General features: G+C 68.7%; 11 protein-coding genes. 6 read left to right on the forward strand and 5 right to left on the reverse strand.

Features of this window, described 5'->3' with window-relative positions; all coding sequences use genetic code 11:
* The first annotated feature begins 38 nt into the window (after positions 1–38).
* Positions 39–2,252, forward strand: a complete 2,214-nt coding sequence (locus NRB20_RS22120) for an elongation factor G-like protein EF-G2 (protein WP_153412019.1) — start codon at positions 39–41, stop codon at positions 2,250–2,252.
* A gap of 68 nt (positions 2,253–2,320) precedes the next feature.
* The gene (locus NRB20_RS22125; RefSeq protein ID WP_153412020.1) at positions 2,321–3,070 is read left to right on the forward strand and encodes a DUF4191 domain-containing protein; all 750 of its coding nucleotides are present in this window, start codon (positions 2,321–2,323) and stop codon (positions 3,068–3,070) included.
* A 66-nt stretch (positions 3,071–3,136) separates the two neighbouring features.
* On the opposite strand, the gene NRB20_RS22130 is transcribed toward NRB20_RS22125, so the two are convergent.
* Both NRB20_RS22130 and NRB20_RS22135 read right to left on the reverse strand, forming a co-directional pair.
* Entirely contained in the window at positions 3,137–3,742 is a 606-nt protein-coding gene (locus tag NRB20_RS22130; protein ID WP_153412021.1) for an RDD family protein, read from the reverse strand.
* Positions 3,743–3,792: 50 nt separating this feature from the next.
* Entirely contained in the window at positions 3,793–4,833 is a 1,041-nt protein-coding gene (locus tag NRB20_RS22135) for an Lrp/AsnC family transcriptional regulator (RefSeq protein ID WP_153412022.1), read from the reverse strand.
* Between the two features lie 95 nt (positions 4,834–4,928).
* Between NRB20_RS22135 and NRB20_RS22140 the strand changes: the two genes are divergently transcribed.
* The 3 genes from NRB20_RS22140 (at position 4,929) to glnA (ending at position 9,632) form a co-directional block, all read left to right on the forward strand.
* Complete coding sequence (locus NRB20_RS22140) at positions 4,929–6,164, forward strand: M20 metallopeptidase family protein (RefSeq protein WP_153412023.1); 1,236 nt, start codon at positions 4,929–4,931, stop codon at positions 6,162–6,164.
* Between the two features lie 382 nt (positions 6,165–6,546).
* Positions 6,547–7,899 (forward strand): MFS transporter, encoded by a 1,353-nt coding sequence (locus tag NRB20_RS22145; RefSeq protein ID WP_153412024.1) that lies wholly within the window; start codon positions 6,547–6,549, stop codon positions 7,897–7,899.
* A gap of 296 nt (positions 7,900–8,195) precedes the next feature.
* Positions 8,196–9,632: a type I glutamate--ammonia ligase gene (gene glnA, locus NRB20_RS22150; RefSeq protein WP_319945254.1), complete on the forward strand. Its 1,437-nt coding sequence runs from the start codon at positions 8,196–8,198 to the stop codon at positions 9,630–9,632.
* 74 nt (positions 9,633–9,706) lie between these two features.
* On the opposite strand, the gene NRB20_RS22155 is transcribed toward glnA, so the two are convergent.
* A complete protein-coding gene (locus NRB20_RS22155) occupies positions 9,707–10,654 on the reverse strand; it encodes an alpha/beta hydrolase (protein ID WP_153412136.1) in 948 nt (315 codons plus the stop codon).
* Positions 10,655–10,846: 192 nt separating this feature from the next.
* Positions 10,847–11,026, reverse strand: coding sequence for a hypothetical protein (locus tag NRB20_RS22160; RefSeq protein ID WP_153412025.1), 180 nt, complete (start codon positions 11,024–11,026; stop codon positions 10,847–10,849).
* A gap of 146 nt (positions 11,027–11,172) precedes the next feature.
* Between NRB20_RS22160 and NRB20_RS22165 the strand changes: the two genes are divergently transcribed.
* Positions 11,173–12,081 carry an oxygenase MpaB family protein gene (locus NRB20_RS22165; protein WP_319945255.1) on the forward strand — a complete coding sequence of 303 codons (909 nt, stop codon included), beginning with the start codon at positions 11,173–11,175 and terminating at the stop codon, positions 12,079–12,081.
* A gap of 275 nt (positions 12,082–12,356) precedes the next feature.
* Here NRB20_RS22165 and NRB20_RS22170 read toward each other — a convergent pair whose 3' ends face one another.
* Positions 12,357–26,516: a non-ribosomal peptide synthetase gene (locus NRB20_RS22170; RefSeq protein WP_153412026.1), complete on the reverse strand. Its 14,160-nt coding sequence runs from the start codon at positions 26,514–26,516 to the stop codon at positions 12,357–12,359.
* Positions 26,517–26,875: the final 359 nt, after the last annotated feature.

Below are 26,875 nucleotides of genomic sequence, written 5' to 3' on the forward strand. Positions count from 1 at the left end.
GTGTTTATCGGGGCTCGAGGAGACTTCGGGAGCACAAGATGGCCGAGAGAGTGAGTTCGTCCGCTGGGGGCGAGGGGAAGGCTGTTTTGGCCGATCGGCCCGACGGGATTCGGAACGTGGTGTTGGTCGGGCATTCGGGGGCGGGGAAGACGACGCTGGTGGAGGCGCTGGCGATGGCCACGGGGGCGGTGAACCGGGCGGGGCGGGTCGAGGACGGGACCTGTGTGTCGGATTACGACGATATCGAGCAGCGGCAGCATCGGTCGGTGCAGTTGTCGGTGGTGCCGGTCGCGTGGGACGGGATCAAGGTGAATCTGGTGGATACACCGGGTTATGCCGATTTCGTCGGAGAGCTCAGGGCCGGTCTGCGGGCAGCGGATGCGGCCCTTTTCATTGTTTCGGCCGCGGCGGGGGCCGAGGGGGTGGGCGGGCAGACGCTCGCGTTGTGGGAGGAGTGCGCCGCGGTCGGGATGCCGCGGGCGCTGGTGATCACCCATCTGGACGCCGCCCGCGCCGACTTCGACGATATGGCTCGGACCTGCCGCGAACTGCTCGGCGGCGGCGCGACCGAAAGCGTACTGCCGCTGCATCTTCCGGTGTACGGACCGGCGGGCGCGGACGGGCATCGCCCGGTGACCGGGCTGATCGATCTGCTCACCCAGCGGGTCTTCGACTATTCCGAAGGCGAGCACACCCGCACCGAGGCGACCCCCGAACAGGCGGCGCTGATCGAGCGGACGCGCGGGCAGCTCATCGAGGGCATCATCGCCGAGAGCGAGGACGAGACCCTCATGAACCGCTACCTGGAAGGCGCGGAGATCGACCTGGACACCCTGGTCACCGATCTCGAACGCGCGGTGGCGCGCGGCGCCTTCCATCCGATCCTGCTCGCCGCGCCGCCGCCCGAAGGTGCGCGCGAAGGGCTCGGCATGGTCGAGGTGCTCGATCTGATCACGCGCGGATTCCCCACGCCCGCAGAGCATTCGGTGGCCGCGACCTGTCCGGGCAACGGTTCGGCCCCGACTCCGCTGTGCTGCGATCCGGACGCGCCGCTGGCCGCGGAGGTGATCCGCACGACGTCCGATCCGTACGTCGGCAGGCTCTCGCTGGTGCGGGTGTTCGCGGGCACGCTGCGCCCGGACGAGACGGTGCACGTGTGGGGCCACACCCCGTGCGGACACGGCGAACCCGAACCCGATCACGACGCGGACGAACGGGTGGGCGCGATCTCGGCACCGTTCGGGCGGCAGCAGCGCCCGGTCGCCGAGGCCGTGGCCGGTGATATCGCGTGTGTCACCAAGCTCGGGCACGCCGAGACCGGAGATACGTTGTCCCAGAAGGACTCTCCGCTGCTGATCGAGCCCTGGCCGATGCCCGAGCCGCTGCTGCCGGTCGCGGTGCGGGCGCACAGCAAGGCCGACGAGGACAAACTCTCGCAGGGCCTGGCCCGGCTGGTCGCCGAGGATCCCGCGGTGCATCTGGAACAGAACGGGCAGACCCATCAGCTGGTGCTGTGGTGTCTGGGCGAGGCGCATCGCGATGTCGCGCTGGAACGGTTGCGGTCCCGGTTCGGGGTGCAGGTGGATCTGGTCGACCACCAGGTGGCGTTGCGGGAGACGTTCGCCACCGGCGCGTCCGGGCGCGGGCGGCACGTCAAACAGTCCGGCGGCCACGGCCAGTACGCGATCTGCGAGATCGAGGTGGATCCGCTGCCGGAGGGTGCGGGCATCGAATTCGTGGACAAGGTGGTGGGCGGAGTCGTGCCGCGACAGTTCATCTCGTCGGTGGAGAAGGGGGTGCGAGCGCAGGCGGCCCGCGGTGTGGCCACCGGTTGTCCGCTGGTCGACATCCGCGTGACGCTGTACGACGGCAAGGCGCATTCGGTCGACTCCTCCGACGCGGCGTTCCAGACCGCCGGTGCGCTGGCCCTGCGCGAGGCCGCCACCGCCGCCCGGCTACATCTGCTCGAACCGATCGCCGAGGTGCACGTCACGGTCCCGGACGAACATGTCGGCACGGTCCTGAGCGATCTGTCCAGCCGCCGCGGCCGGGTGCTGGGCACCGAACCGATCTCCGGCGCGCGCACGGTGATCCGCGCCGAGGTGCCCGAACTCGAACTCGACCGGTACGCGATAGATCTGCGTTCCCTCGCCCACGGCGCGGCCCAGTTCACCCGGACGTACATCCGGCACGAGGCAATGCCGGGTCAACTCGCCGATTCGATGCGCACCCGGATGAACACCCCCGCCTGAACCACGAATGCCGCCGACCTCGCTCACCGGTGCGTCATCGCCGATCACCGCACACTATTCTGAGAACCATGGCAGCAGGCAAGGGCGGTTCCAAGCCGTCGAAGGAAGCGAAGGCCGCGGAGAAGGCGGCGCGCAAACAAGCCTCCAAGGAGCGGCGCAAGCAGCTCTGGCAGGTTTTCCAGATGCAGCGCAAGGAAGACAAGCTGCTGCTGCCCCTGATGATCGGCGCCTTCGTCGGCATCACGGTGATCCTGGTGGTCATCGGCCTGCTCGTGCACATGCAGTGGTACCTGCTGCCGATCGGCCTGGTGCTGGGCGGTCTGGTGGCGTTCATCATCTTCGGCCGCCGCGCCCAAAAGAACGCGTATGCCCGGATGGACGATCAGCCCGGCGCGGCCTGGTGGGTGCTGGACAACCTGCAGGGTAAGTGGCGGCCCACCCAGGCCGTCGCGGCCACCGCGCAGCTCGACGCGGTGCACCGGGTGATCGGCCTGCCCGGCGTCGTCCTGGTCGCGGAGGGTTCCCCGCATCGGGTCAAATCGCTGCTGGCCCAGGAGAAGAAGAAGACCGCCCGCCTCGTCGGCGACACCCCGATCTACGACGTCGTCATCGGTAACGAGGACGGTCAGATCCCGCTCAAGAACCTGCAGCGCTACCTGACCAAACTCCCCCGCAACATCGACGCCAAGCGGATGGATCTGATCGAGGGCCGCCTGTCCGCCCTCGCCACCCGCGGCGGCCCGGCCCTGCCCAAGGGTCCGCTGCCCGGCGGCGCGAAGATGCGTGGCGTGCAGCGCACCGTCCGTCGCCGCAGCTGAGCGGCTCGGACGAAGATCACACGCAGAAGGCCCGCGTTCCGGAACGCGGGCCTTCTGCGTGTGCGGTCAGCGGGTGCGGGCCAGACCGGTTCCGGTCGCGCGATCGTGCATACCCCGGCCGTCCGAATCGGCGAACAGCGCGGGAACCACGAAGATGAGCAGCACCTGACGAACCAGCGCGCGCACGATACCGACTCCGGCGTCGAACCCCGGCGGCCTGGTCCGGCCGTCCGACGTGGTCGTACCGGCCTTGCCCTGTTCGGCGAGCGCCTCCATGAGATCGACCCGCACCACCCGCATCCGCAGGAAGAACTGGCCGGGGGTGAATCCGAACAACGTCACCGTGACGACGCCCATGATGAACCAGACCAGCAGCGTCGGCGTGGACAACGCACTGGTCACGGCCTCGAAATTGGTCGGCGGCTGCTGCCCGGCCGCGACGTGGGTGTGCGCGATGATGCGCGCGGGATCGGGCCGCACGATCAGCGCGGCGATACCGGTCGAGATGATCCAGTCGACGAACATGCCGACGATGCGCCGCGACATCGGCGCCAGCGAACCGACCCCGGTTTTCGGCAGTCCCAGCAACTTGCCCGGATATTCGTCCGGCAGCGGATCCCCGGAACCCGCCGCACTGGGTCCGGACAGCCAGGAACCGGTGATACGTGCCATTCCTGAATCGTATCCCCGCGCCGCGAGGTCGATCCCGAGGGTGGGGCGGGCTACCGCGGCGGCTCGCCCGGATCCGCCCAGATCTCCATCGGAACGACCATCCGGCTACGACCGTCGGCGTCCAGCACCCGGCCCATCCGCTTGATGAACCGCAGCACGATGGAGGTGCCCAGGATCCGCAGTCGCGGCGCCTCGACGGACATTCGTGACTCCACCACCGGCACCTCGTGCACCGTGCGCAGCGAGAAGCCGACGACGAGGTTCGGTTCACCGCCGGACACCCGCATGCACACGCGTGCGCCGGTGATGGCGAGCAGCGCCTCGATGGTGCGCCGGTCGTTCGGGTCGGCGCGGGCCCACACCCACATGCCGACCGGCCAGCCCGACAGGGACAGCGCCATATCGCAGCGCACCTGGAGTTGTCCGCCCGCGATCATCCCGTCCATCCGGCGGCGGACCGTGCTGATGCTGAGGCCGGTTTCGCGGGCGAGATCCGAGAGCGCGGTCCGGCCGTCCTCGCCGAGACGCAGCAGCAGGGTTCGATCGGAGACGTCCAGGGGGCGCGGGCGCGGTGGGCGATCGGGCCAGGGGCGCACACCGGCCGCCAGCCGGGCGCGCTGGGTGGCGTCCAGGACGTTCAACTGCCAGTGGTCGCCGAGCCGGAACGTCCGGGTGATCAGCAGTGTGCGGGTCGCGACGACGCCGGGCACGGCCGAGAGCGATTCCAGCAGCAGGCGCGAGAGCGCACCCAGCCCGGGCACCGTGATCAGCAACGACAGATCGTGACTGCCGCTGATGTGCTCGACGCTCAGTACGTGCGGCCAGCGCGCCAGTTGTTGCGCGGTGTCGTTCGCGGCTCCGGTCGCGCAGTCGACCAGCACGATGGCCTGACACGCGTCGGGCAGTCCGGACGCGCGACCGCTCACCCAGGCCACCCGGCTCCGGCTCAGGCGCTGCCAGCGCCGGGCGATGGTCGCCGGGTCGGCCTCGAGCGCCGCGCCGATCCGCTGCCAGGAGGCGCGCGGTGCGATCTCCAGGCAGTTGATCACCGCGAGATCCAGCTCGTCCAGGTCGATGTCAGAATCCTGCATCGGGACACCAATTTTCGAAATATCCGGCAGATTTACCGACTCTTCTGCTCCGCTCGCCATCCTGTCACGATTCCGCACCACAGGAGGTCCCGGCGATGCCGACATCGACAGAAAGCCAAGCGTTGCAAGCGGATCTGGTCCGTTTGCGTCGCGCGATCCACCGCGATCCCGAACTCGGCCTGGATCTGCCCCGAACCCGGCGGCGGGTGCTGGACGCGCTGGCGGGTCTGCCGCTGGAACTCACGCTCGGACAGGAACTCGGCTCGGTGACCGCGGTGCTGCGTGGCGGCCGACCGGGTCCGGCAGTGCTGTTGCGCGGCGATATGGACGCGCTGCCGCTGGCCGAACGCACGGGCCTGGACTATGCCTCGCGCGTCGAGGCGATGCACGCCTGCGGGCACGATCTGCACACCGCGATGCTGGTCGGGGCCGCGCATCTGCTCGCGCGACGACGCGAAAACCTTTCGGGTGACGTAATTTTCATGTTCCAGCCCGGCGAGGAGGGACAGGACGGGGCCGCCCGGATGATCCGGGAGGGGGTGCTCGAGGCGGCGGGCGCGCCGCCGATCGCCGCGTACGCGATCCACGTCATGTCGGCCCGCTTCCCGCACGGGGTCTTGACCACCCGTCCCGGGGCGCTGCTGGCTGGGGGCGATCTGTTGCACGTCACGGTGCGCGGCAAGGGCGGGCACGGTTCGGCACCCCATCTGGCCCGCGACACCATCGGGGCCGCGGCCGCGATGATCACCGCCCTGCCGGGGCTGCTCACCCGCACCGTCGCCCCGCAGGACACCGCGGTGCTGACCATCGGGGCGATCCACGCGGGCAGCGCGGGGAACGTCATCCCCGACAGCACGGAGTTCCGGGGGACGCTGCGCTGGCACACTCCGGAGATCCGAGATGCGTTGCGAGCGGGCCTGTCCGGGACCTGTCGGTCGATCGGACATGCCTTCGGCGTCGAGGCGGACGCACACGTCACGCCGTATGTCACGGCCACCGTCAACGATGCCGCCGAGGCCGCCTTCGCTGCCGACGTCGCCACCGCGTTACATGGTCCGCACCGCTTCGAGGAGTTGCCGCAACCCCTGTGCGCGGGCGAGGACTTCTCCAACATCCTCGATCACATACCCGGCGCGATGATCCTGCTCGGCACCTGCCCACCGGACACCGACCCGGCCACCGCACCCGATATCCATTCCCCCTACGCGATTTTCGACGACACGATCCTCTCCGACGGGGCTTCCTATCTGGCGGAACTGGCCTTCCGCCGACTGGAGATCGCGGCGACATCGAAGACTATTGCCGAACAGTCTCTTTCACATTCCGCCTGACACCCGACTGCACGTGACACGACGCCCCCGGCTCACACCAGCAACAGAGCTCCACACTCGACAGAACCGACCTCCCAGCGATCGGAGAGCACAGCGCCACCGAAGACCATTGCCGCGCAACCCCTTCCACAATCCGACTAACGCACAGCCCCACACGACGCGACGACCGCCGACTCGCATCAGCCACAGAGCTCCACACCCAACGGTGCCGAGCGTCCAACGACGAGCCATCACAGCGATACCGAAGCCCGTTGCCGCGCAGTCTCTCTCGCATTCCGCCCAACACCCGCCCGCACACGGCGCGGAGGCTCCAGGCTCGCACACCAACCGGATCCGCCCATCAAGACTCCAGCCGGTCAACAGCTATTCCCGAGGAAATCCCATGTCCACCAGTACATCTGCCGCACACCCCGACCATGTCGACGTACCTGACAAGCCGAACAGTCTTCTCCCACAAGAAGATCCCCCGGATGCAACCGAATCCGGCACTCCCCCACCCACCTGGCGCACCCTGCTCTCGACAGGCACCGGTAACGCGCTCGAATGGTACGACTGGGCGATCTTCGGCACCTTCTCCCCGTTCTTCGCGCACCAGTTCTTCCCCGCCGCGACCGGCATGCTCGCTCTGCTGTCGGCTCTGGCGGTGTTCGCGGTCGGATTCGTGATGCGGCCGATCGGCAGCCTGCTGTTCGGCTGGTATGCCGATCGGCGAGGCCGACGGGCCGCTCTGATCGGATCGATCGCCCTGGCGTCGGGCGGCAGCCTGCTCATCGGGTTGAGTCCGACGCACGCGGCGATCGGCTTGGCCGCACCGATATTGCTGGTCATCGCCAGGCTGGCGCAGGGGCTCGGTCACGGTGGCGAGATGCCCGCGGTGCAGACGTATCTGGCCGAATCCTCGCCGCCGGGTAGGCGTGGCAGGTGGGGCGCGTTCATCTACATCTCCGGAACCACCGGAATCATCGTCTCGACCGTGCTGGGCGCGATCGGTTCCGGCGTGCTGAGCAAGGCGCAGATGGGGGCGTGGGGGTGGCGGATCCCGTTCCTGCTGGGCGGCGTCGTCGGCGCGTACACGCTGGTGATGCGGTTGCGGCTGACCGAGAGTGCGAGTTTCAGCCGCAACACCGCGCCCGAGGTGCCGCTGTGGCGGGGCCTGTGGACGCACCGGATCGGCTGTGCGCGAGCGTTCGGCCTGACGCTCGGCGGCACCGTCACCTTCTACCTCTGGGTGATCGGCACCCCGGCCCAGCAGGTGGCCGCGCACCGGATTCCCGCGGCACAGGTGCTGTGGATCAGCGTGCTGGCCTCGGTGGTGATGATCGCCATGCTGCCGCTGTACGGCACGCTGGCCGACCGGATCGGCCGCCGACCCGTGCTGCTGCTGGCCAACCTCGGCAGTGCGGCGGTGATCTTCCCGCTGACCGCGCTGCTCGGCCGCGGCCCCTGGCAACTGGCCGTGGCGTTGATCGTGGCGATGGTCTTCCTGGCACCGTTCGCCGCGATCATCCCGGCCGTCTACGCCGAGTTGTTCCCGACCGGAATCCGCGCCACGGGCAGCGGGCTCGGCGCCGCGATCGCGACGGCGGTGTTCGGCGGGACCGCGCCGTACTTGCAGACCTGGCTCACCGCTTCGCAGCACGCGACACTGTTCGCCGGTTACGTGCTGGCACTGTCGCTGGCGAGCGCCGCGGTCGTGCTGGGGATGCCCGAGACCCGCGACGCCCCGATCGGGTGACCCCGGATGTTCACCAACTGTGAACCGGACGCCGGGCACCGAGATGTCGGCCACATTTTTGCGCAACCGGTGCACGCGCACCCCACCCTCCGGTGGCAGGATGTTCCTGCTGGTCGAGCACGGCTGGGCGATACCAGCGTCACCCCGGTCCGCCGGGGAGGCGTACACCCCGCCCAGCAGCACGTGTAACACTGGCGAAACACAGCCTTGATTGTCGGGAAACACCGCATCCATACCGTCAAGCAGCGATACCCAGCAATCGGTACGGGCTGGGAACCGACCCGTAAGGAGTACAAGTGGCGTTCAGCACGGCCGACGAGGTCATCAGCTACATCAAGGAGCAGGAACTCGAATACGTCGATATTCGATTCACCGACCTGCCCGGTGTACAGCAGCACTTCTCGATCCCGGCCAAGGCGTTCACGGCCGATCTGGCCGAGGAGGGGCTGGCGTTCGACGGCTCCTCGGTGCGCGGTTTCCAGTCGATCGACGAGTCGGACATGCTATTGCTGCCCGACTTCAGCACCGCGCGGATCGACCCGTTCCGGGCTGCGAAGACGCTGAACATGAACTTCTTCGTGCACGACCCGTTCACCCGCGAGGCGTACAGCCGCGACCCGCGCAACATCGCCCGCAAGGCGGAGGAGTACCTGCGCTCGACCGGCGTCGCGGACACCGCGTTCTTCGGCGCCGAGGCGGAGTTCTACATCTTCGACTCGATCCGCTACGACTCGGCCATGAACGGCGCGTTCTACGAAATCGACTCGGTGTCGGGCTCCTGGAACACCGGTGCGGAGTTCAACCCGGACGGCACCCCGAACCGTGGTTACAAGGTGCGCAACAAGGGTGGTTACTTCCCCGTCGCGCCGTACGACCACTACGTCGACCTGCGCGACAAGATCGCCACCAACTTGCAGAACGCCGGTTTCGAGCTGGAGCGCGGCCACCACGAGGTCGGCACCGCCGGTCAGGCCGAGATCAACTACAAGTTCAACACCCTGCTCGCCGCGGCCGATGACCTGCAGCTGTTCAAGTACATCGTGAAGAACACTGCGTGGCAGGAGGGCAAGACCGTCACCTTCATGCCCAAGCCGCTGTTCGGCGACAACGGCTCGGGCATGCACGTGCACCAGTCGCTGTGGAAGGACGGCAAGCCGCTGTTCCACGACGAGGCCGGCTACGCCGGACTGTCGGATCTGGCGCGTCACTACATCGGCGGCATCCTGTACCACGCCCCGTCGCTGCTGGCGTTCACCAACCCGACCGTCAACTCGTACCACCGCCTGGTCCCGGGCTTCGAGGCCCCGATCAACCTGGTGTACTCGCAGCGCAACCGCTCGGCCGCCGTGCGTATCCCGGTCACCGGCAACAACCCGAAGGCCAAGCGCCTCGAGTTCCGCGCGCCGGACTCCTCGGGCAACCCGTACCTGGCCTTCGCCGCCATGATGATGGCCGGCCTGGACGGCATCAAGCGCAAGCTCGAGCCCGCCGCCCCGGTCGACAAGGACCTCTACGAGCTCCCGCCGGAGGAGGCCAAGAACATCGCCCAGGCCCCCACCAGCCTGGCGTCGGTCATCGACAAGCTCGAGGCCGACCACGAGTACCTCACCGAAGGCAACGTCTTCACCGAGGACCTCGTCGAAACCTGGATCGACATCAAGCGCAACCAGGAGATCGCCCCGATCAACCTGCGCCCGCACCCGTACGAGTTCGAGCTGTACTACGATGTGTAAGTCGTAGCGGTTCGTCACGAGTCCGCCCGTCCCGCAAGCACTTCGCGGGGCGGGCGGACTTCTTCGTGTTCGGGTCAGTGGACGCCGAGGGCGGCGAGGATCATCGGGCGGACGGTGGCGAGGGCGCGTTGCCAGTAGGGCCAGGTGTGGGTGCCGTCGGTGATGTCGATGCGGGCGGGGATGTTCAGGGTGTGCAGGCGGTCGCGGAAGATCTGGGCGGCGATCCGGGCCATGGATTCCAGGCCCATCGCGTTCACCGTGTCGCCGACGGCGTGGGATGCGTCGAGGGGCCCGGGTGAACCGTTGCCCGAGTAGATGTACATCGGCAGGCCGCGCAGCGAATCGGCTTGGGCGACAGCGTCGTTGCGGTTCCAGGCCGGATCGCCGGGTGGGCCCCACATGTCGTCGACGTTGAAGTTGCCCTCGTCCCACATGGCCGCGCGCATGCCCTCGTTCCAGAGCGGGTAGGTAGGGTTCAGGAATCCGGAGAAGGACCCGGCGAAGCGGAACTGGTTGCGGTGGTGGGCGGCCAGGATCACGGCGGCGTCGCCACCCATCGAGGCGCCGACGATGGCGTCGTTCGTGCGCGAAACACCGTATCCGGCAAGGTAAGCGGGCAGTTCCCGAGTCAGGAAGGTTTCCCACTTGTAGGTGAACCGCTGGTGGTTGGTGCTGCTGGGGCGGTACCAGTCGGTGTAGAAACTCGAATGGCCGCCGACCGGGAACACCAGAGTCACGTTGTCCCCGACGAATTGGCGTAGCGCGTCGGTATCGCTCACCCACTGGCTGTGATCGGCGGGCGCGCGCAACCCGTCGAGCAGATACAGCGCGGCGCTGCCGCCGTGCGCGGCCCACTGCACCTGCACCGGGATCGGCCCCATGCTCGACGGCACCAGTAGCTCCTGGAAACGTCCTGTGGGGGCGCGTGATTCGGCGGGCCGGGTGGGTGCGGCGTCGACGGTCACCGTACCGAACGAGGACACCAAGACGGCCGCCAGCACAGCGACTCCGGTTTTCCACATTGCCACCAGGCCAAAGATACCGGCTGCCCATTCCCGGCGTGCCCACTGGCAAATCCGAATTTCCATGAGAGCAAGCGCTGTTCGTCGTCCCCGCGGTCACCCCGGACCGATCGGAGCGTCCGCCCGCATGCCGGGAATATTCGAATCCTGTTGGTACCCGGACTTATTCGGTGCTCGCCTTGAACAGGCGCGTCACAGATGTGGATGACAACCCAGGGACGCGCTGTACACCGCGGGGTGGGCGGTGGAGGTTGCCAGGTTGCGGCGTTCCTCGCGGGTGAGGGGGTGACGCCGCAGCGGGTGGTGCAGGTAGGCGCGCAGCGTCGGTAGCAGGGGGCGATGGATGGTGTGGTGCGGGTGGATCATCGCCATCACTCTCCCTTCCGTATCTGGTAAGAACTCCATTCTTCCACCGGATCGGCAGACCTTGCCAGCCCGGCGACATGATGAGAGACTTTTACGACAACCTTCTCATCATCGAGAAGATGCGCTGCCTGTGCGATCGAAGGAGATCACCCGTGACCGCGTCCACACGTACCGAACCAGCCGACCGCGAACTTCCGGCCCGTCGGCCGTTCACCTCCGAGAGCCGGATGTGGGACGAGGTCGGACTGGTCACCTTCCCGTTCACCTCGGGCTCGGCGTTCCTGTTGCAGACGATGGAGCCGACGATCGCGGCGGTCGTCGACGAACACTCGACCTTCCGCACCGATCCGATGGGCCGCGCGTTCCGCAGTATCGCCTCGGTGATGATGTGGATCTACGCCGGGGACGAGGCCCTGGCCGAGGCGGATCGGCTCCGCAAGATGCACACCACACTCAATACCGTTGACGCACAGGGTGTTCGGCATACCGCGCTGTCGTCGGGACCGTGGGCGTGGGTGCTGCACACCGCGGTCTACGCCTACACCGAGGGCGCGAAACCCTTCACCCGCACGCCACTGAGCGAGGCCGACAAGGAGGAGTACTACCAGGAGGTCGTGCAGTTGATGCGCAATTTCTCGGTGGCGCCCAAGGAGATTCCGCCGACCTACCGCGAATGGCTGGACTACTTCCACGACAAGTTGGAGAACCAGCTGACCGCGACCCCCGTGGCCTACGACTTCCTGAAGGTGAGCCGCCGCATCGCCCCACCGTCGTTCCTCCCCCGCCCGCTCACACCGGTCTGGCGCGCCGCGACGACGCCGGTGAGCCGGCTGCAATACTTCTTCACCGTTGGCACCACCCCCGAGGTCGCCCGCGAGAAACTCGGCCTGAACTGGTCGACCACCGACGAGGCGACCCTGCGCGTATTGGGCTGGCTCGTCGGCCGCACCGTCCCCCTGCTCCCCGAGCGCCTGCGCTACTTCCCCATCGCCTACGAGGCCCGTCGCCTCGAACGCGATCGCGCCCGCCTCCGCAAGATGATCGACCTGCGGCCCATCTGATCCTCGGACGATCCAGCTCCGCCGCCCCGCGCGTAATCGCTGGAACGCCAGACACATTCGAAGACCGCGAAGGATCGACCAACCTCGAAGGATCGACTACCGAGTCGCACGTACGTCGCTGCGACCCGTAATCACCTACGCCCCAAAGACACCCGAACAGTCGATCAACCGTTCCGCGACTGCCCCAGTGATGATCCTCATGCCAGGATCCTGATCGGCGCGGGTGTCACTGCGGCACGTAAATGCTTGCGCCACAGTGACACCCGCGCGACAGATCAGTCCTCCCCGACCTGCTCCCCCGCCGGCGCCGGGAAGAATCCCGACTCGACGAAGGCCGCGACGTACGCGTCCAACGTGTCGGAATCGACCGGCGGGCAGGCGATCCCGTACCGGGCGAGGGCCTCGCGGGTGTGGGTGTCGGCGACGGTGATCGGAGAGGCTCCGTAGTTGCCGCTCACCAGGGCCGCGCGGACCAGAGAGTCGTCACCGGCGGCATCGCGGGCGGCAGCCTCCTGCGCCAACCGCGCCGCGATCTGCTCGACGGGTGCGATCTCGACCGGAATTCCGTTGCGGCGCATGGCCTCGAAGATCTCGCCGATCCGCACGGCGGTCCGGTTCACCAGGTGGTAGGCGGTGCCGTCGGCCGGTTCCGCCGCCAGCGCCACGATCGCCGAGACGACGTAGTTCACCGGAATCAGCGGCATCGCGGCGTCGCCGGTGTCGGGAGCCAGACCCAGGATGGCCGCGGCCCGGATCATATTCCAGAACGAGTCGTCGGCACTGTTCACACCGCTGCGCGGATCACCCGAGACCAGGCCCGGACGGTAGATCCGCACCGGCACGCCACGTTCGCCCGCCTGCCGAACCAGTTGCTCGGCAACCCATTTGCTCGCCACGTACCCGTTGTCGGACACCTCCGCGACGCTCAACTGGGTATCCTCCGGACCCGTGAAATCCGGTGTCAGCGCGACGGGAATCACCGTGTTGGCCGTGGAGATGTAGTGCACCGGCTTGATCCGCCCGTTCGTGGCCAGCCGCAGCACCTCCCGCGTACCGGACACATTGGCCGCCCGCAGTCGCGCGTAGGGCTCGATGTGGTTGACCCGCGCGCCGTTGTGGAAGATCACGTCGACCCGCTCGGCCAGCCGGGTGTACCCGGCCTGGTCCAGCCCGAACCGCGGTGCGCCCAGATCGCCTGCGACAGCGACGATCCGGGATGCGTACGCCTCGTCCCAGAGCCGGTAGTGCGCCAGCGATTCCCGAATCCGCTTGTCCGCCTGGACATCGTCCTCGCCGCGCACCAGGCACCACACCCGCGCCGAGGTGCTCTCCAGCAGCTCGTGCAGCAGGTGCGTACCCACGAATCCGGTTGCGCCGGTGAGCAGTACGTCCTGCGGCTCGCCCGCCCGCGCGGGCAGCACACCGGCCGCGTCGATATCCGAGTCCAGCACCGCGTCGGCGGCCATGGCGGGCCGCGGATCGGTCACCGCGACCGCCGATTCACCCGGCTCGTCGATCCGCGCGGCCAGGGCACGCACGGTCGGCGCGGTGAACAGCGCGGCCATCGGCACATCGATACCGAGTCGGCCGTTCAGACCGCGCTGCAGGGTGAAGGCCAGCAGCGAACTACCGCCCAGGGCGAAGAAATCGTCCTCCGCGCCGACCCGGTCGAGCTGCAACACCTCGGCGAAGACCGCGGCGACCGAACGCTCGGTGTCGGTGGCCGGTTCGACGAATTCGCGGGTCCGCAACACCGGCCGCGGCAACGCCTTCCGATCGGCCTTACCGCTGGCGTTCATCGGCATCTCGTCGAGCACCATGACCACCGAGGGCACCATGTACGAGGGCAGCACCTGGGTCAGCGACGCGCGCAGGGTATCGACGGACAGATTCTCCACCGCCGGAACCACATACGCGACGAGCTGATCACCGATCTCCGAGGGCGCGAGCACCACGACCGCCTGAGCGACCGAGGCGTCGTCCAGCAGCGCGGTCTCGATCTCACCCAGTTCGATCCGGTGCCCGCGGATCTTCGCCTGGAAGTCGCTGCGCCCCAGGTATTCCAGCACGCCGTCGGCCCGGCGCCGCACCAGATCACCGGTCCGGTACATCCGCGCGCCGGACGGCCCGTACGGATCGGCGACGAACCGATCGGCGGTCAGATCCGGTCGGCGCATGTAGCCGCGCGCCAATTGCGTTCCCGCCAAATACAATTCGCCGACCACCCCGGCCGGGGTGAGCCGCAGCCGCGAATCCAGCACGTAGGTGCGCGTATTCCATTGCGCCACACCGATCGGCACGGTGGTGCGGTCCTCGGTGGAGGCGGGCCGGTAGGTCACCGAGACCGCGGCCTCGGTGGGGCCGTACAGATTGTGCAGCCCGGCCGCGGACAGCGCGGCGAATTCGGCGACGGTGCCGGGCGGCAGCGCCTCGCCGATCGCGAACACCGCCCGCAGCGAGGTCACCTGCGCGGGTTGCGCGGCAGCCAGGAACACCTGGAGCACCGAGGGCACGAAATCGGTGACCGTCACCCGATGCGTCTCGATCAGCTCCGCGAGATAGCGCGGGTCCCGCTGTCCGGCCGGTGCGGCCAGCACCACCCGCGCGCCCGCCCACAGCGGCACGAAGTAGCCCCACAGCGAGACGTCGAACGTGGTCGCGGTCTTCTGGAGGTACACGTCCCGCGGCACGATCGCGTAGTGCTCGGCCATCCAGGCGGTCTGGTTGGTGATCGCGCCGTGCGGCACCAGCACACCCTTCGGGCGGCCCGTCGACCCGGAGGTGAACAGCACGTAGGCCGGATCGGCGGCGCGCAGCGGTGCGCGCAGTTCGTCCGCGCCGACGGGTGCGGCGGAGTATTCCGACAGCTCGAGCGTGTCGAGATCGATCCCGTCCGCACCCGGTACGACCGCACCGCCGGTGGTCAGCAGCAGCGCGGGTTCGGCCGTCTCCAGGACGTACGCGATGCGTCCGGCCGGATGTCCGAGGTCCAGCGGCAGGTAGGCGCCACCCGCGGTCAGCACCGCGTACATCGCGACCATCAGTTCCGGCGAACGCGGAATCGCCAGCGCGACAACCGATTCCGGACCGATGCCGCGGCCGATCAGATACCGGGCCAGCCGGTTGACGCGCTCGTCGAACTCCCCATACGTCCAGACCGTCTCGTCGTGCACCACGGCCACCGCGTCCGGATCCGCCGCGACCGCGCGCCGGTATCCGCTCAGCAGCAGCTCATCGGGCACCACGTGCGCGGTGTCCACCGCCTCACGCAGCAGTTCCGCGCGCTCGGCGGCATCGATCACGTCGATATCGCCCAGCACCGCCTCGGGATCGCGGGCCAGGACGCCGAGCAGCCCGACGAAGCGATCCACGAAACCCTGAACCGTGCTGTGCTCGAACATGTCCGAGGCATAGGTGACGATGCCGCCGATGCCCTGCGGCGCACCCTCGGCGTCGTAGGTGTCGCCGATCATCCAGTGCAGATCGAACTGCGACACCTCCACGCCGATATCCAATCCCGAGACGCCCAGTCCGGGCATCTCCAGGGCCACCGGCGCGAGGTTCTGGAAGGACAGCGCCACCTGGTAGAGCGGATGCCGGGCCGGTGAACGCACCGGATCCAGCACGCCGACCAGCCGTTCGAACGGGACGTCGGCGTTGGCGAGGGCTCGGATGTCCTCGTCGCGCTGGCGGGTGAGCAGTTCGCTGAACGTGGCGCCGGCGTCGTAGCGGGTGCGGAAGACCAGCGTATTGATGAACATGCCGATCAGATCGTCCAGCGCGGCGTCACCGCGCCCGGCGACCGGTGAACCGATCGCGATGTCGTCGGTGCCCGACAGTCGCGCCAGCAGCACCGCCAGGGCGGTGTGCACGGTCATGAACAGCGTCGCGCTGTGCGCCCGCGAGAATTCCGCGAGAGCCCGGTGGGTGTCGGCGTCGATCCGGACCTCGACGCGTCCGCCGGTGTAGGAACGCAGCAGCGGACGCGGACGGTCCGAGGGCAGATCGAGCTGATCCGGCAGGCCCTCCAGCGCGCTGCGCCAGTAGGAGATCTGCTGGGCCACAAGCGATTCCGGATCGTCCTCGGTGCCGAGCACGCTGCGCTGCCAGATGCTGTAATCCGCGTACTGCACCGGCAGCGGCTCCCACTGCGGGGCATGTCCGGCGCTGCGCGCGGCGTACGCCAGCATCAGATCGCGGGCCAGCGGTCCGATCGAAGAGCCGTCGGCCGCAATGTGATTCACCACCACGGCCAGCACGTATTCGCGCTCGCCCGAGGCAGATCCACCGGTACCGAGATCGAACAGCGCGACCACGAGCGGCACCCGCACGGTGAGATCGAATTCGGTCCGCGCGAGTTCGGCGACCGCCTCCGCAATCCCGGCCGGGTCGACCGGCTGCACCTGCAGCGGCGGAACCGCCTGCGCCACAGGCAGAATCACCTGCACCGGACCGTCGTCCGGCGTCGCGGCATCCCCGCCCGAGGTACCGGTGTCGGCCGCGAGCGGATACACCGTGCGCAGAATCTCGTGCCGGGTCACCAGGTCCGCGACCGCGGCCCGCAGCGCGTCCACGTCGAGTTCGCCGCGCAGCCGCACCGCCATCGGCACGTTGTAGGCCACCGACGCGGTGTCGAAGCGGTTCAGCAGCCACATGCCGCGCTGGGCCGGGGACAGCGGAATCCGTTCCGGCCGTGGCCCGGCCACCAGCGCCGGACGGTTGTCAGCCACGGCCTGATCCTGCAACCGGGCTGCCAGCGCCGCCACCGTCGAGGCCTCGAACAGCAGCCGCACGGGGACCCGCGCGTCCAATGCCGCGCCGATTCGCGCCATCAGCCGGGTCGCGATCAGCGAGTTGCCGCCGAGTTCGAAGAAATCGTCGTCCGCGCCGACCGGCGTTGCGGGAGCGAGCAATTCGGTGAACGCCTCGGCCACCACCTGCTCCAGCCGACCGGACGGGGCACGGAACTCCCGGGTGTGCAGCTGCGGCGCGGGCAGTGCGGCACGGTCGAGTTTGCCGACCGGGGTGAGCGGGATCCGGTCCAGCACCATGACCGTGGTGGGCACCATGTGCGCGGGCAACCGGCGTTCGGCGACCGCGATCAGCTCGTCGGCATCGGCCACCGCACCGGCGGAGGCGTGCACGTAGGAGACGAGAATCGTTGCACCGGTCGGCAATTCGTGCCCGACGGTGACCGCGAAGTCGATACCGTCCTGCCCGGCCAGCACCGCGTCGATCTCGCCGAGTTCGATCCGGAAGCCGCGGATCTTCACCTGGAAGTCGTTGCGGCCCAGGTATTCCAGCTCGCCGTCGAAGGTGCGCCGGACCAGGTCCCCGGTGCGATACAGCCGGGAACCGCTGGGATCGAACGGATTCGCCACGAAACGGGCCGCGGTCAGCGCGGGACGTTCGTGATATCCGCGCGCCTGCTGCGCACCGGTGATGTACAGCTCGCCGACCGCGCGATCGGGCACCGGCGACAACCGCTCGTCCAGCACGTATTCGGTGATGGCGCGAATCGGCCCGCCCAGGGTGACCGTCTCACCGGGCACCAGCGGCGCGCTGATATTGGTCATGATGGTGGTCTCGGTCGGCCCGTACCCGTTGTAGAACTCGCGGGTGCGGCGGCCACCGATCGGAATCGCCCAGCGCTGCACCAGATCCGGCGGGCACGCCTCGCCACCGGCGATCACCACGCGCAGCTTGTCCAGCCCCTTCGGATCGACCGAGGCCAGCGCCGAGGGGGTGATGAAGGCGTGCGTGACCCGTTCGCGGGCCAGCAGCGCGGCCAGTTCCGCGCCACCGTAGACGGTCGGCGCGGCGATGACCATGGTCGCGCCGCCACCGAGCGCCAGCAGCAGTTCCAGAATCGACGCATCGAACGACGGCGAGGCGAAATGCAGTGTGCGAGAACTACTCGTGACCCGATAACGCTCGCGCTGTTCCTCGCAGAAGCTCGCCAGACCGGCATGCGTGACGACCACGCCCTTGGGCAGGCCCGTCGAACCCGAGGTGTAGATGACGTACGCCGGATGCTTCGCACGCAAGGGCCGCAGCCGGTCCGCGTCAGTGATCGGATCGGCCGAACCGGCCTCGATCAACCGCTCGGTCCCGGCGTCGTCCAGCACCAGCCATTCCACCTGTGTCGGCAGATCCGCGCGCACCGCCTCGACGGTAATACCCAGTACCGCACGCGAATCGGCGAGCATGTGCGCGACCCGGTCGGCGGGATAGTTCGGGTCGACCGGCACGAATCCCGCGCCGGATTTGGCGATCGCCCAGACCGCGAGAATCGACTCCGGCGAGCGCGGAATGCCGATCGCGACCAGATCCTCCGGGCCGATACCGCGCTCGATCAGCACCCGCGCCAACTGCGTCGAGCGTTCGTCCAGGTCGAGGTATTCGAGTTCGGACAGTTGCCCGGCCGCGTCGGCGAAGACCACCGCGATGCCGTCCGGGTTGTTGTCCACGGCGGTGTACAGCAGGTCCGGAAGTGTCGGCACCGCAACGGTTTCCACCACCGGCGGCGCGCTCGGCGCGGGCGGTGCGACCGGTCCGCGCTCCCCGGCGTCCAGCAGATCCACATCCCCGACCAGCAGCGTCGGATCGGCGGCGACGGCCGTGACGAACCGCTCGAACCGCTGCGCGATCCCGGCCACCGTGGCCTCGTCGAAAACGTCTGTCGCATAGGTGAATCCGGCGACCAGCAGATCGGGTGTGCCGTCCGGGCCGTAGTTCGGTTCCACGGTCACCAGCAGATCGAATTTGGCGGTGATCTGGCCGGTGTCCAGGGCCGCGACCGTCAGGCCGGGCAGTTCGAGTTCGGCCTGTTCCATGTTCTGGAACGACAGCACGACCTGGAGCAGCGCGTCCGCGTTCGCGGGCTGGGTGGCCTCGACCACTCGCTCGAACGGGATATCCGCATGTCCGAAGGCCGCCAGATCCGTCGCACGCGCCCGATCCACCAGCGCCCCGAACGGCGCGCCGCGATCCACCGCGAGACGCAGCGTGAGCGTGTTGACGAACATGCCGACCAGATCGTCCAGTTCGGCGGCACCGCGGCCCGCGATCGGGGTGCCGATCGCGATATCCGAGCCGCCCGCCTGCCGGACCAGCAGCGCCGCCAGCGCCGCGTGCACCACCATGAACAATGACGAATTGTGTTCGCGCGCAATATCGGTCAGCCCAGCGTGCGCGTCGGCCGGGATCACCGCGTTCACCAGCGCGCCCCGTCCGGACGGCCGGATCGGACGCGGCCGGTCCAGCGGCAGCCGCGCGGCCGTGGACATCGCGGCCAGCTGATCGCGCCAGAACCGCAATTGCTGTGCGGCGACGGAACTCTCGTCGTCGTCTGTGCCGATCACCGCGCGCTGCCAGAGCGCGAAGTCGGCGTACTGCACCGGCAGTGGCGCCCAGCCCGGCACCGATTGCGCCTGCCGCGCCACGTAGGCGGTGACCAGGTCGCGGGCCAACGGCGCCAGCGACGATCCGTCGGCCGAAATGTGGTGCACCACAACGACGAACAGATGTTCGCGGCCTGCGGCGTCGGAGAACAGCCGGATCCGCACCGGCGGCTGTTCGGTGACATCGAAGCCCGCCGACATCAGCTCGGCGATCCGGTCCTGATCCTCGACTGTGGCGGTTTCCACCACCAGCCCGTCCGGCAGCGTGCGCGCCACCGACCAGATCTCCTGGTAGGGCTCGCCGCCGGGCCCGGCGACCGGGAATCGGGTACGCAGCGCCTCGTGCCGGTCCAGGACGTCCAGGACGGCCGAGCGCAGGGCGTCCACGTCCAGCGTCCCGCTCAGGCGGATCGCGAAAGGCAGGTTGTAGGAGGGGGATTCGGGATCGATCTGGTTGAGCACCCACATCCGCTGCTGTGCCAGCGACAGCGGCACCCGCTCCGGACGTTCGGCCCGCACCAGCGGCGGGCGGCTCGCGGTATTGCCCGAACCGGGCACGATTCCGGCGGCCAGATCCGCGACCACGGGGGTGTCGAACAGCGCCGCCACCGAGATGCGCGCGTCCAGCGCCGTGGTCAGCCGGGCCACCACCTGCGCGGCGACCAGCGAATTACCGCCGAGGGCGAAGAAGTCGTCGTCCGCGCCGACCCGGTCGATACCGAGCACATCGGCGAAGACGCCCGCCACCATCTCCTCGATCGGCGTGGCCGGGGCCCGGAACTCGCGGGCGGCCACCACCGGACGCGGCAGCGCCTTGCGGTCCAGCTTGCCGGCGGGGTTCAGCGGGAATTCCGCCAACTCCACGATGGTGGCCGGAACCATGTACGCGGGCAGCCGACGCGCGACCGCGGTGCGCAGCGCCTCCGCGTCCAGGTGCGCGCCCGGCGCGGGGACCACGTAGCCGACCAGCTGCTCGCCGAGTTCGGTCGAAACCACCAGCACCGCGGCCTGATTCACCGACGGCTGCGCCAGCAGCGCCGCCTCGATATCGCCGAGTTCGATGCGCTGGCCGCGCAACTTCACCTGGAAGTCGGTGCGGCCCAGGTACTTCAGGACGCCGGGCTCCTGCCAGGCCACCCGGTCACCGGTGCGGTACATCCGCTCTCCGGTGCCGAAGGGGTTGGCCACGAACCGATCCGCGGTCAGATCCGGACGTCCCAGATAGCTGCGCGCGAGCTGATCACCGGCGAGGTACAGCTCACCGGTGACCCCGACCGGCACCGGCCGCAGCCGCGAATCCAGCACGTACACACGGGTATTCCAGACCGGCGTACCGATCGGCACACCGCCTTGCTCCGTACCGGTCGCCAACCATGTGGTGACCGCGACCGCGGCCTCGGTCGGCCCGTACACGTTCAGCACCGGTTCGTCGCAGATCGCGCGCACCGCGGTCACGGTCTCCACCGGCAGCGCCTCGCCGCCGACCATGACCCGTCGCAGGCTCGGCACCGAACCCGCCGGGGTGTGCGCGGCGAACACCGCCAGCATCGACGGCACGAAGTCGGTGACGGTGACCTGCTGCGCCGCAATGGTTTCCGCGATGTAGATGGCATCGCGATGACCGTCGGGGGTGGCCATCACCAGGGTCGCGCCCAACCGCAACGGGATGAAGTAACCCCACATCGACACGTCGAAGGTGAAGGTGGTCTTCTGGAGATACACGTCATCGGCGGCCAACGGGTACTGCGACTGCATCCAGGCGAGGTGGTTGCCGACCGACCGGTGCGACACCGCGACCCCCTTGGGCCGCCCGGTGGAGCCGGAGGTGAACAGCACGTACGCCAGGCTGTCCGGACGCACCGGACGCAGCAGTTCCCCGGCCGTCACCGGAGTATCGGCGAATCCGGCCAGCTCGACGGTGTCGATGTGCAGCAACGGAATTCCGTCCGGCACCGCGACCTCGTCACGGGTCGTGGTGAGCACACACACCGGCTGCGCGGCGGCCACCACCTGCTCGACGCGATCGGCCGGATAGTCCGGATCCACCGGCACCCACGCACCGCCCGCGCTGAGCACCGCGTACATGCCGATGACCTGTTCCAGCGAGCGCCGCACCGCGAGGCCGACCAGCGACTCCGCGCCCACACCTTGCGAGATCAACAGGCGCGCAAGGCTATTCACCCGGCTGTCGAACTCCGCATAGGTCAGCTGAGCGCCCTCGTAGACCACCGCGACCCGGTCCGGATGCGCCGCCACCGCGCGGCGGTAGCCGTCGAGCATCAGCTCCGGCGCGACCTCGTGCGCGGAATCGTTCCAGCCCAGCAGGATTCGATCCCGCTCGGCCTCGCCGAGCATGATGTCGACATCCCCGACCAGCGCGCCGGGATCACCGGCGAGCGCCTCGATCGCCCGAACCAGCCGGGCGGCAAGGGTTTCCACCTCGGCCGCGGTGAACCGGCTGGACAGATACTTCCAGTTCAGTTCGAGGGTGGCCTCCGCGGTGACCAGCAGGGTCAGCGGATAGTGCGAATCGTCGCGAGCACCGATACCGGTCACCGCGACACCGTCGATATCGGCGGCCGCGCCGATCGACTCCTTGTCGATCGGATACGACTCGAACAGCAGCAGCGTGTCGAAATGCGCTCCGGCACCGGCGATCCGCTGGATGTCGGCCAGGCCGATGTAGTGGTGATCGAGCAGTTCGACCTGCTCGCCCTGCAAACGGCGCAGCAGCTCACCGATCGTGAGCCGGTCGTCGATGCTCACCCGCACCGGCAGCGTATTGATGAACAGACCCACCATCGATTCGATACCGGGCAGATCCGCCGGACGACCCGACACCGTGGCACCGAAGACGACATCAGAACGGCCGGTGAGCTTTCCGAGCACGAAACCCCAGGCCGCCTGCACCAGGGTGTTCACGGTGACACCCAATTCGCCCGCGCGCGCGGCGATCCGGCGAGTGCGCTCGGCGTCGATCTCGACGGTCAACCGGTCCGCGTCGTAGGTCTCCGCGGTGCGCGGCTGCGGCGCGAGCAGCGTCGGCTCGGTGACGCCCGACAGTGCGCGTTCCCAGATCCGCAGCGACGCTTCGTGATCCCGGCTCGCGAGGCGGTTCAGGAAGGTCCGGTACGACTCGACCCGCGGCAGCACCGACGGATCACCGGAGGTGGCGTACAGCACCAGCAGATCCCGCATCAGCAGCGGCATGGACCAGCCGTCGAGCAGGATGTGGTGGCTGGTGATCGCCAGTTGCCAGCGATCGGCGTCCGTGCCCTCGGCGCCCAGGTGGTACAGGGTGAAGCGCAGCTGCGGCGGCACCGTCATGTCGAAGTGCGTGACGCGGTCCGCCAGGATCAGCCGTTCGAGTTCCGAATCACGTTGCGGTGCAGGCAGATCCGACAGATCCACCACCTGCCACGGCACCTCGACCCGATCCAGGACCAGCTGTGCCGGTCGCCCGGCGGCATCGGTGACGAACGCGGTGCGCAGGTTCGGGTAGCGGTCCAGGATCGCCTGCGCGGCGGTCCGCAACCGATCCGGGTTCACCGCGCCGGCCAGGTCCACCCGGGCCTGACTGGTGTAGACATCGACTGTGGCACTGGTCATCTGGGCGTGGAACAGCAGCCCGGATTGCAGCGGCGAGAGCGACCACACATCGGACAGCGCCGGGTAGTCCCGCTCCCAGGTCTCGATATCGGTCTGGGTGACGTGCACCAGCGGCAGATCCGACGGGGTGCGACCGCCCGCGCCGGGCCGACGCGCGTGATCGGCCAGCGCGGTCAACGCGGCCACCCACAGGTCGGCCAGCTCCTGCACGCGCTCGCGCGTGAGCAGCCCCGACGGGAACGCGAAGGACGCGCCCAGTTCCGGCCCGTCCGGACCGTCGGTGACGATCGCATTGATATCGATCGGCCCGGTGGCGGGCATGTCACGATCCAGGTCGGCGTCGAAATCACCGAGGTCACCGGTGGGTGCCCACCCTGATTCGGCGAGTTCGGCCGCCGCGCCACCGGCCGCGATCCGGCCCAGATAGTTGAAGGTGATCTGGCCCGAATCCCGCAGTTGCCCAGCGGTTTCGGGGTCGAAGTAGCTCAGCAGCCCGAATCCCAGACCCCGGCCGGGCACGGCCAGAACCTGTTCCTTCACCGCCTTGAGCACATCCCCGGCGACGCTCCCGCCCTCGAACGCGGCGGCGAAATCCGCGCCCGCGAGATCGAGCCGGACCGGGAACGCACTGGTGAACCAGCCGACGGTGCGCGCGAGGTCCGCGCCCGCAACGAAGTCCTCCTCGCGGCCGTGCCCCTCCAGGCGCACCAGCACCGAACCGCCGGAATCGTCACCGCGCCAACGACTCACCGCCAGCGCGAGCGCCGAGAGCAGCGCGTCGGTCGCGCCGCCGCGGAACTTCGTGGGGATGACGGTCAGCGCGGCCTCGGTCACCTCCGGCGGCACCGTCACCCGGACACGCTCGACCGTGGCCAGGGTGTCGACGGCGGGATCGAACGCGCGAGTGCCGAGCTGCGGATCGGGCGTCTGCGAAATCTCCTGCCAGCGCGGCAGTTCCGCGAGCACGTCCGAACGCCGTGCCGCCTCGGCCAGCGCGTGCGACCACCGCCGCATCGAGGTGCCCACCGCGGGCAGCGCCACCGGCTGACCGGCCGCGACCTGCATCCAGGCCACCATCAGGTCCGGAATGATGATGCGCCAGGACACGCCGTCGATCACGAAGTGATGCGCGACGACGAGCAGAATGTCGTGGCGGCCGGGCTTTTCGGCGTCCTCTCCGAAAGCGAACCGGACGAACTGCACCATGGCCGCGCCCGCCGGATCCAAACGGCCCAGTGCCGCATCGAATTCCGCGCTCGCCCGCCGGGAGAGTTCGGCCTCGTCGATACCGGCGGGCAGCTCCACCCGGCGCACCAGTGCGGACACGTCGACCGCGCCCGGGGCCAGCGTCTCGAATGTCCAGCCCTGCTCGGCATTTCCGCGCAGACGGGCACGCAGCACGTCGTGGTGATCGATGACGCCGGTCAGGGTGCCCAGCAACGTCTCGTCATCGAGCCCGTCGGGCAGCCGCAACGTCATTGTCTGCGAATACCGTTGGAACGCCGGGCCTTTCGCCAGAGTCGAGGCCATCAACGGCGTCAGCGGCATCTCCCCCACGCCACCGCCGGGCAGTTCGGCGAGCACCTCACGCGCGGATTCGCCTACGGCGGAAGCGACTTCGGCCAGCCCCGCGACCGTGCGCTGATTGAACACGTCCTGCGCGCTGAACGCGAGCCCGCGCGCCTTGGCCCGCGACACCAGCTGGATCGACAGAATCGAATCGCCGCCCAGCCCGAAGAACGAATCGTCCAACCCGACCTGTTCGACCCCGAGCACACCCGCGAAGAGTTCGGCGATCAGGATCTCGTTCTCGGTGACCGGCGCGCGGAATTCGGCCGCCTCGAAGACCGGTTCGGGCAGCGCCGCACGATCGAGCTTGCCGACCGGGGTCAGCGGAATCTCGTCCAACACCATGATCAGCGTCGGAATCATGTACGCGGGCAACGATTCCGCGAGGAATTCGGCCAGCCGTTCGGTGTCCACGGCGGTGCCCGCGCGCGGCAGCACGTACGACACCAGCGCCTTGGACCCCGAGGGCATGGTGCGGTCCAGCGTGGCCGCGTAGTCGATGTCCGGATGGGTGGTCAGCGCGTTGTCGATCTCGCCGAGTTCGATGCGCACACCGCGGATCTTCACCTGGAAGTCGGTCCGGCCCAGATATTCGATGGTGCCGGATTCGGTGCGCCGCACCAGATCTCCGGTCCGATACAGCCGCGCGCCGGACTTGCCGGCGTCACCGACGAACGGGCTCGCGACGAAACGCTCCGAGGTCAGGCCGGGCCGCCCCAGGTACCCCCGCGCCAGCGCCGGACCCGACAGATACAGCTCGCCGGTCGTCCCCGCCGGAACCGGCCGCAACCGCGCGTCGAGCACGAACGCGCCCATCGCGGGCACCGAGGAACCGATGGTGACCAGCTCGTCCGCGTGCAGCGCACCGGTCGCGGTCGCCAGGATCGTGGCCTCGGTCGGGCCGTAGCCGTTGAGGAAGGTGCGCCCGTCGCGGGCCCAGCGGCCGACCAGTTCGGGACCGAACCGGTCACCGGCGACCATCACCGTGCGCAGCTCGTCCAACCCGGTCGAATCCACCGACTCCAGCGCGCCGGGCGTGATCAGCATGTGCGTGACGCGTTCGCGGCGCAGCAGCTCGGCCAGTTCGTGCCCGCCGAACACCTGCGGCGGCGACACCACCAGCGTCGCGCCCGAGGAGAAGGCCAGCATCAACTCCAGCACGGACACGTCGAAGTTCGGCGAGCAGACGTGCGCCACCCGCGATTCCCGGTCCACCCCGAAGGACTCCCGCATGGCCGTGACCAGGCTGCCGAGCCCACCGTGGCCGACGACCACGCCCTTGGGACGCCCCGTCGAACCCGACGTGTAGATGTAGTAGGCCGGATGCAGCTCGTTCACCACGCGCACGCGATCGGCGTAGGAGACCGGATGCGCGGGATGCGCGGCGATCCGCTCGGCGTGGGCCGGATCGTCGAGTTCGATCCATTCCGGGCCGTGTTCCCCAAGAGCCGCCCGATGCGCGGTGGTGGTCAGCCCGAGCACCGCGCCGGAATCGGACAGGATGTGCTCGATGCGCTCGGCCGGATAGGCCGGATCCACCGGCACGTAGGCCGCGCCGGTCTTGGCGATCGCCCAGACCGCCAGCACCGATTCGATACCGCGTGAGATGCCGATCGCGACCGCGTCGTCCGCGCCGATCCCCCGCGCGATCAGTTCCCGGGCCAGACGTGAGGACGATTCGTCCAGTTCGCGATAGGTCAGCTGCCGCACATCGGCCGGATCACCGGAGGCACTGAACCGGATCGCGACGGTGTCGGCCGCGTACTCCACGGCGGCGGTGAGCAGGCTCGGGAAAAGCACACTCCCCCGACGACGATTTCCGCGCGACTGCTGACGCCCTGTATTCGTTCTCACCGTGCCGTATCGTACTGGTCGATCCGGGTCGCGTGTCGTCGCGGTTGCCGCGCCTCTCCCGCCTGCGACAGGCACCGATTCCTCAGCAGTTCAATCCACACCGATGCTCATCGCCGGGCGTTGCCGCCGCGTTACGTGACCAGCCGATTCACCGCCGCCCGGCTACCGCACCGCCGCGTTCACCACGCGGCGTCGTCCGGCCACGGCGACGAACTCGACAGGCGATCGACGCTGGGCACAGCCGAACGTCGTCCGCATCGCATGTTCGCACGGCGGCGCGTTCGACAGCGCACGTCATCGAGTTCGCTGCGCGGTATCCGCCTCCGCGAACCGTATACGCGGATAAATTCACATGCGTG

The sequence above is a fragment of the Nocardia macrotermitis genome, assembly GCF_009604405.1.
Lineage (GTDB): Bacteria > Actinomycetota > Actinomycetes > Mycobacteriales > Mycobacteriaceae > Nocardia > Nocardia macrotermitis.

Bases quoted from the DNA above. Each gene is read 5' to 3' on its own strand.
- NRB20_RS22120 (WP_153412019.1), top strand. From the start codon at position 39: ATGGCCGAGAGAGTGAGTTCGTCCGCTGGGGGCGAGGGGAAGGCTGTT.
- NRB20_RS22125 (WP_153412020.1), top strand. From the start codon at position 2,321: ATGGCAGCAGGCAAGGGCGGTTCCAAGCCGTCGAAGGAAGCGAAGGCC.
- NRB20_RS22130 (WP_153412021.1), bottom strand. From the start codon at position 3,742: ATGGCACGTATCACCGGTTCCTGGCTGTCCGGACCCAGTGCGGCGGGT.
- NRB20_RS22135 (WP_153412022.1), bottom strand. From the start codon at position 4,833: ATGCAGGATTCTGACATCGACCTGGACGAGCTGGATCTCGCGGTGATC.
- NRB20_RS22140 (WP_153412023.1), top strand. From the start codon at position 4,929: ATGCCGACATCGACAGAAAGCCAAGCGTTGCAAGCGGATCTGGTCCGT.
- NRB20_RS22145 (WP_153412024.1), top strand. From the start codon at position 6,547: ATGTCCACCAGTACATCTGCCGCACACCCCGACCATGTCGACGTACCT.
- NRB20_RS22155 (WP_153412136.1), bottom strand. From the start codon at position 10,654: ATGTGGAAAACCGGAGTCGCTGTGCTGGCGGCCGTCTTGGTGTCCTCG.
- NRB20_RS22160 (WP_153412025.1), bottom strand. From the start codon at position 11,026: ATGGCGATGATCCACCCGCACCACACCATCCATCGCCCCCTGCTACCG.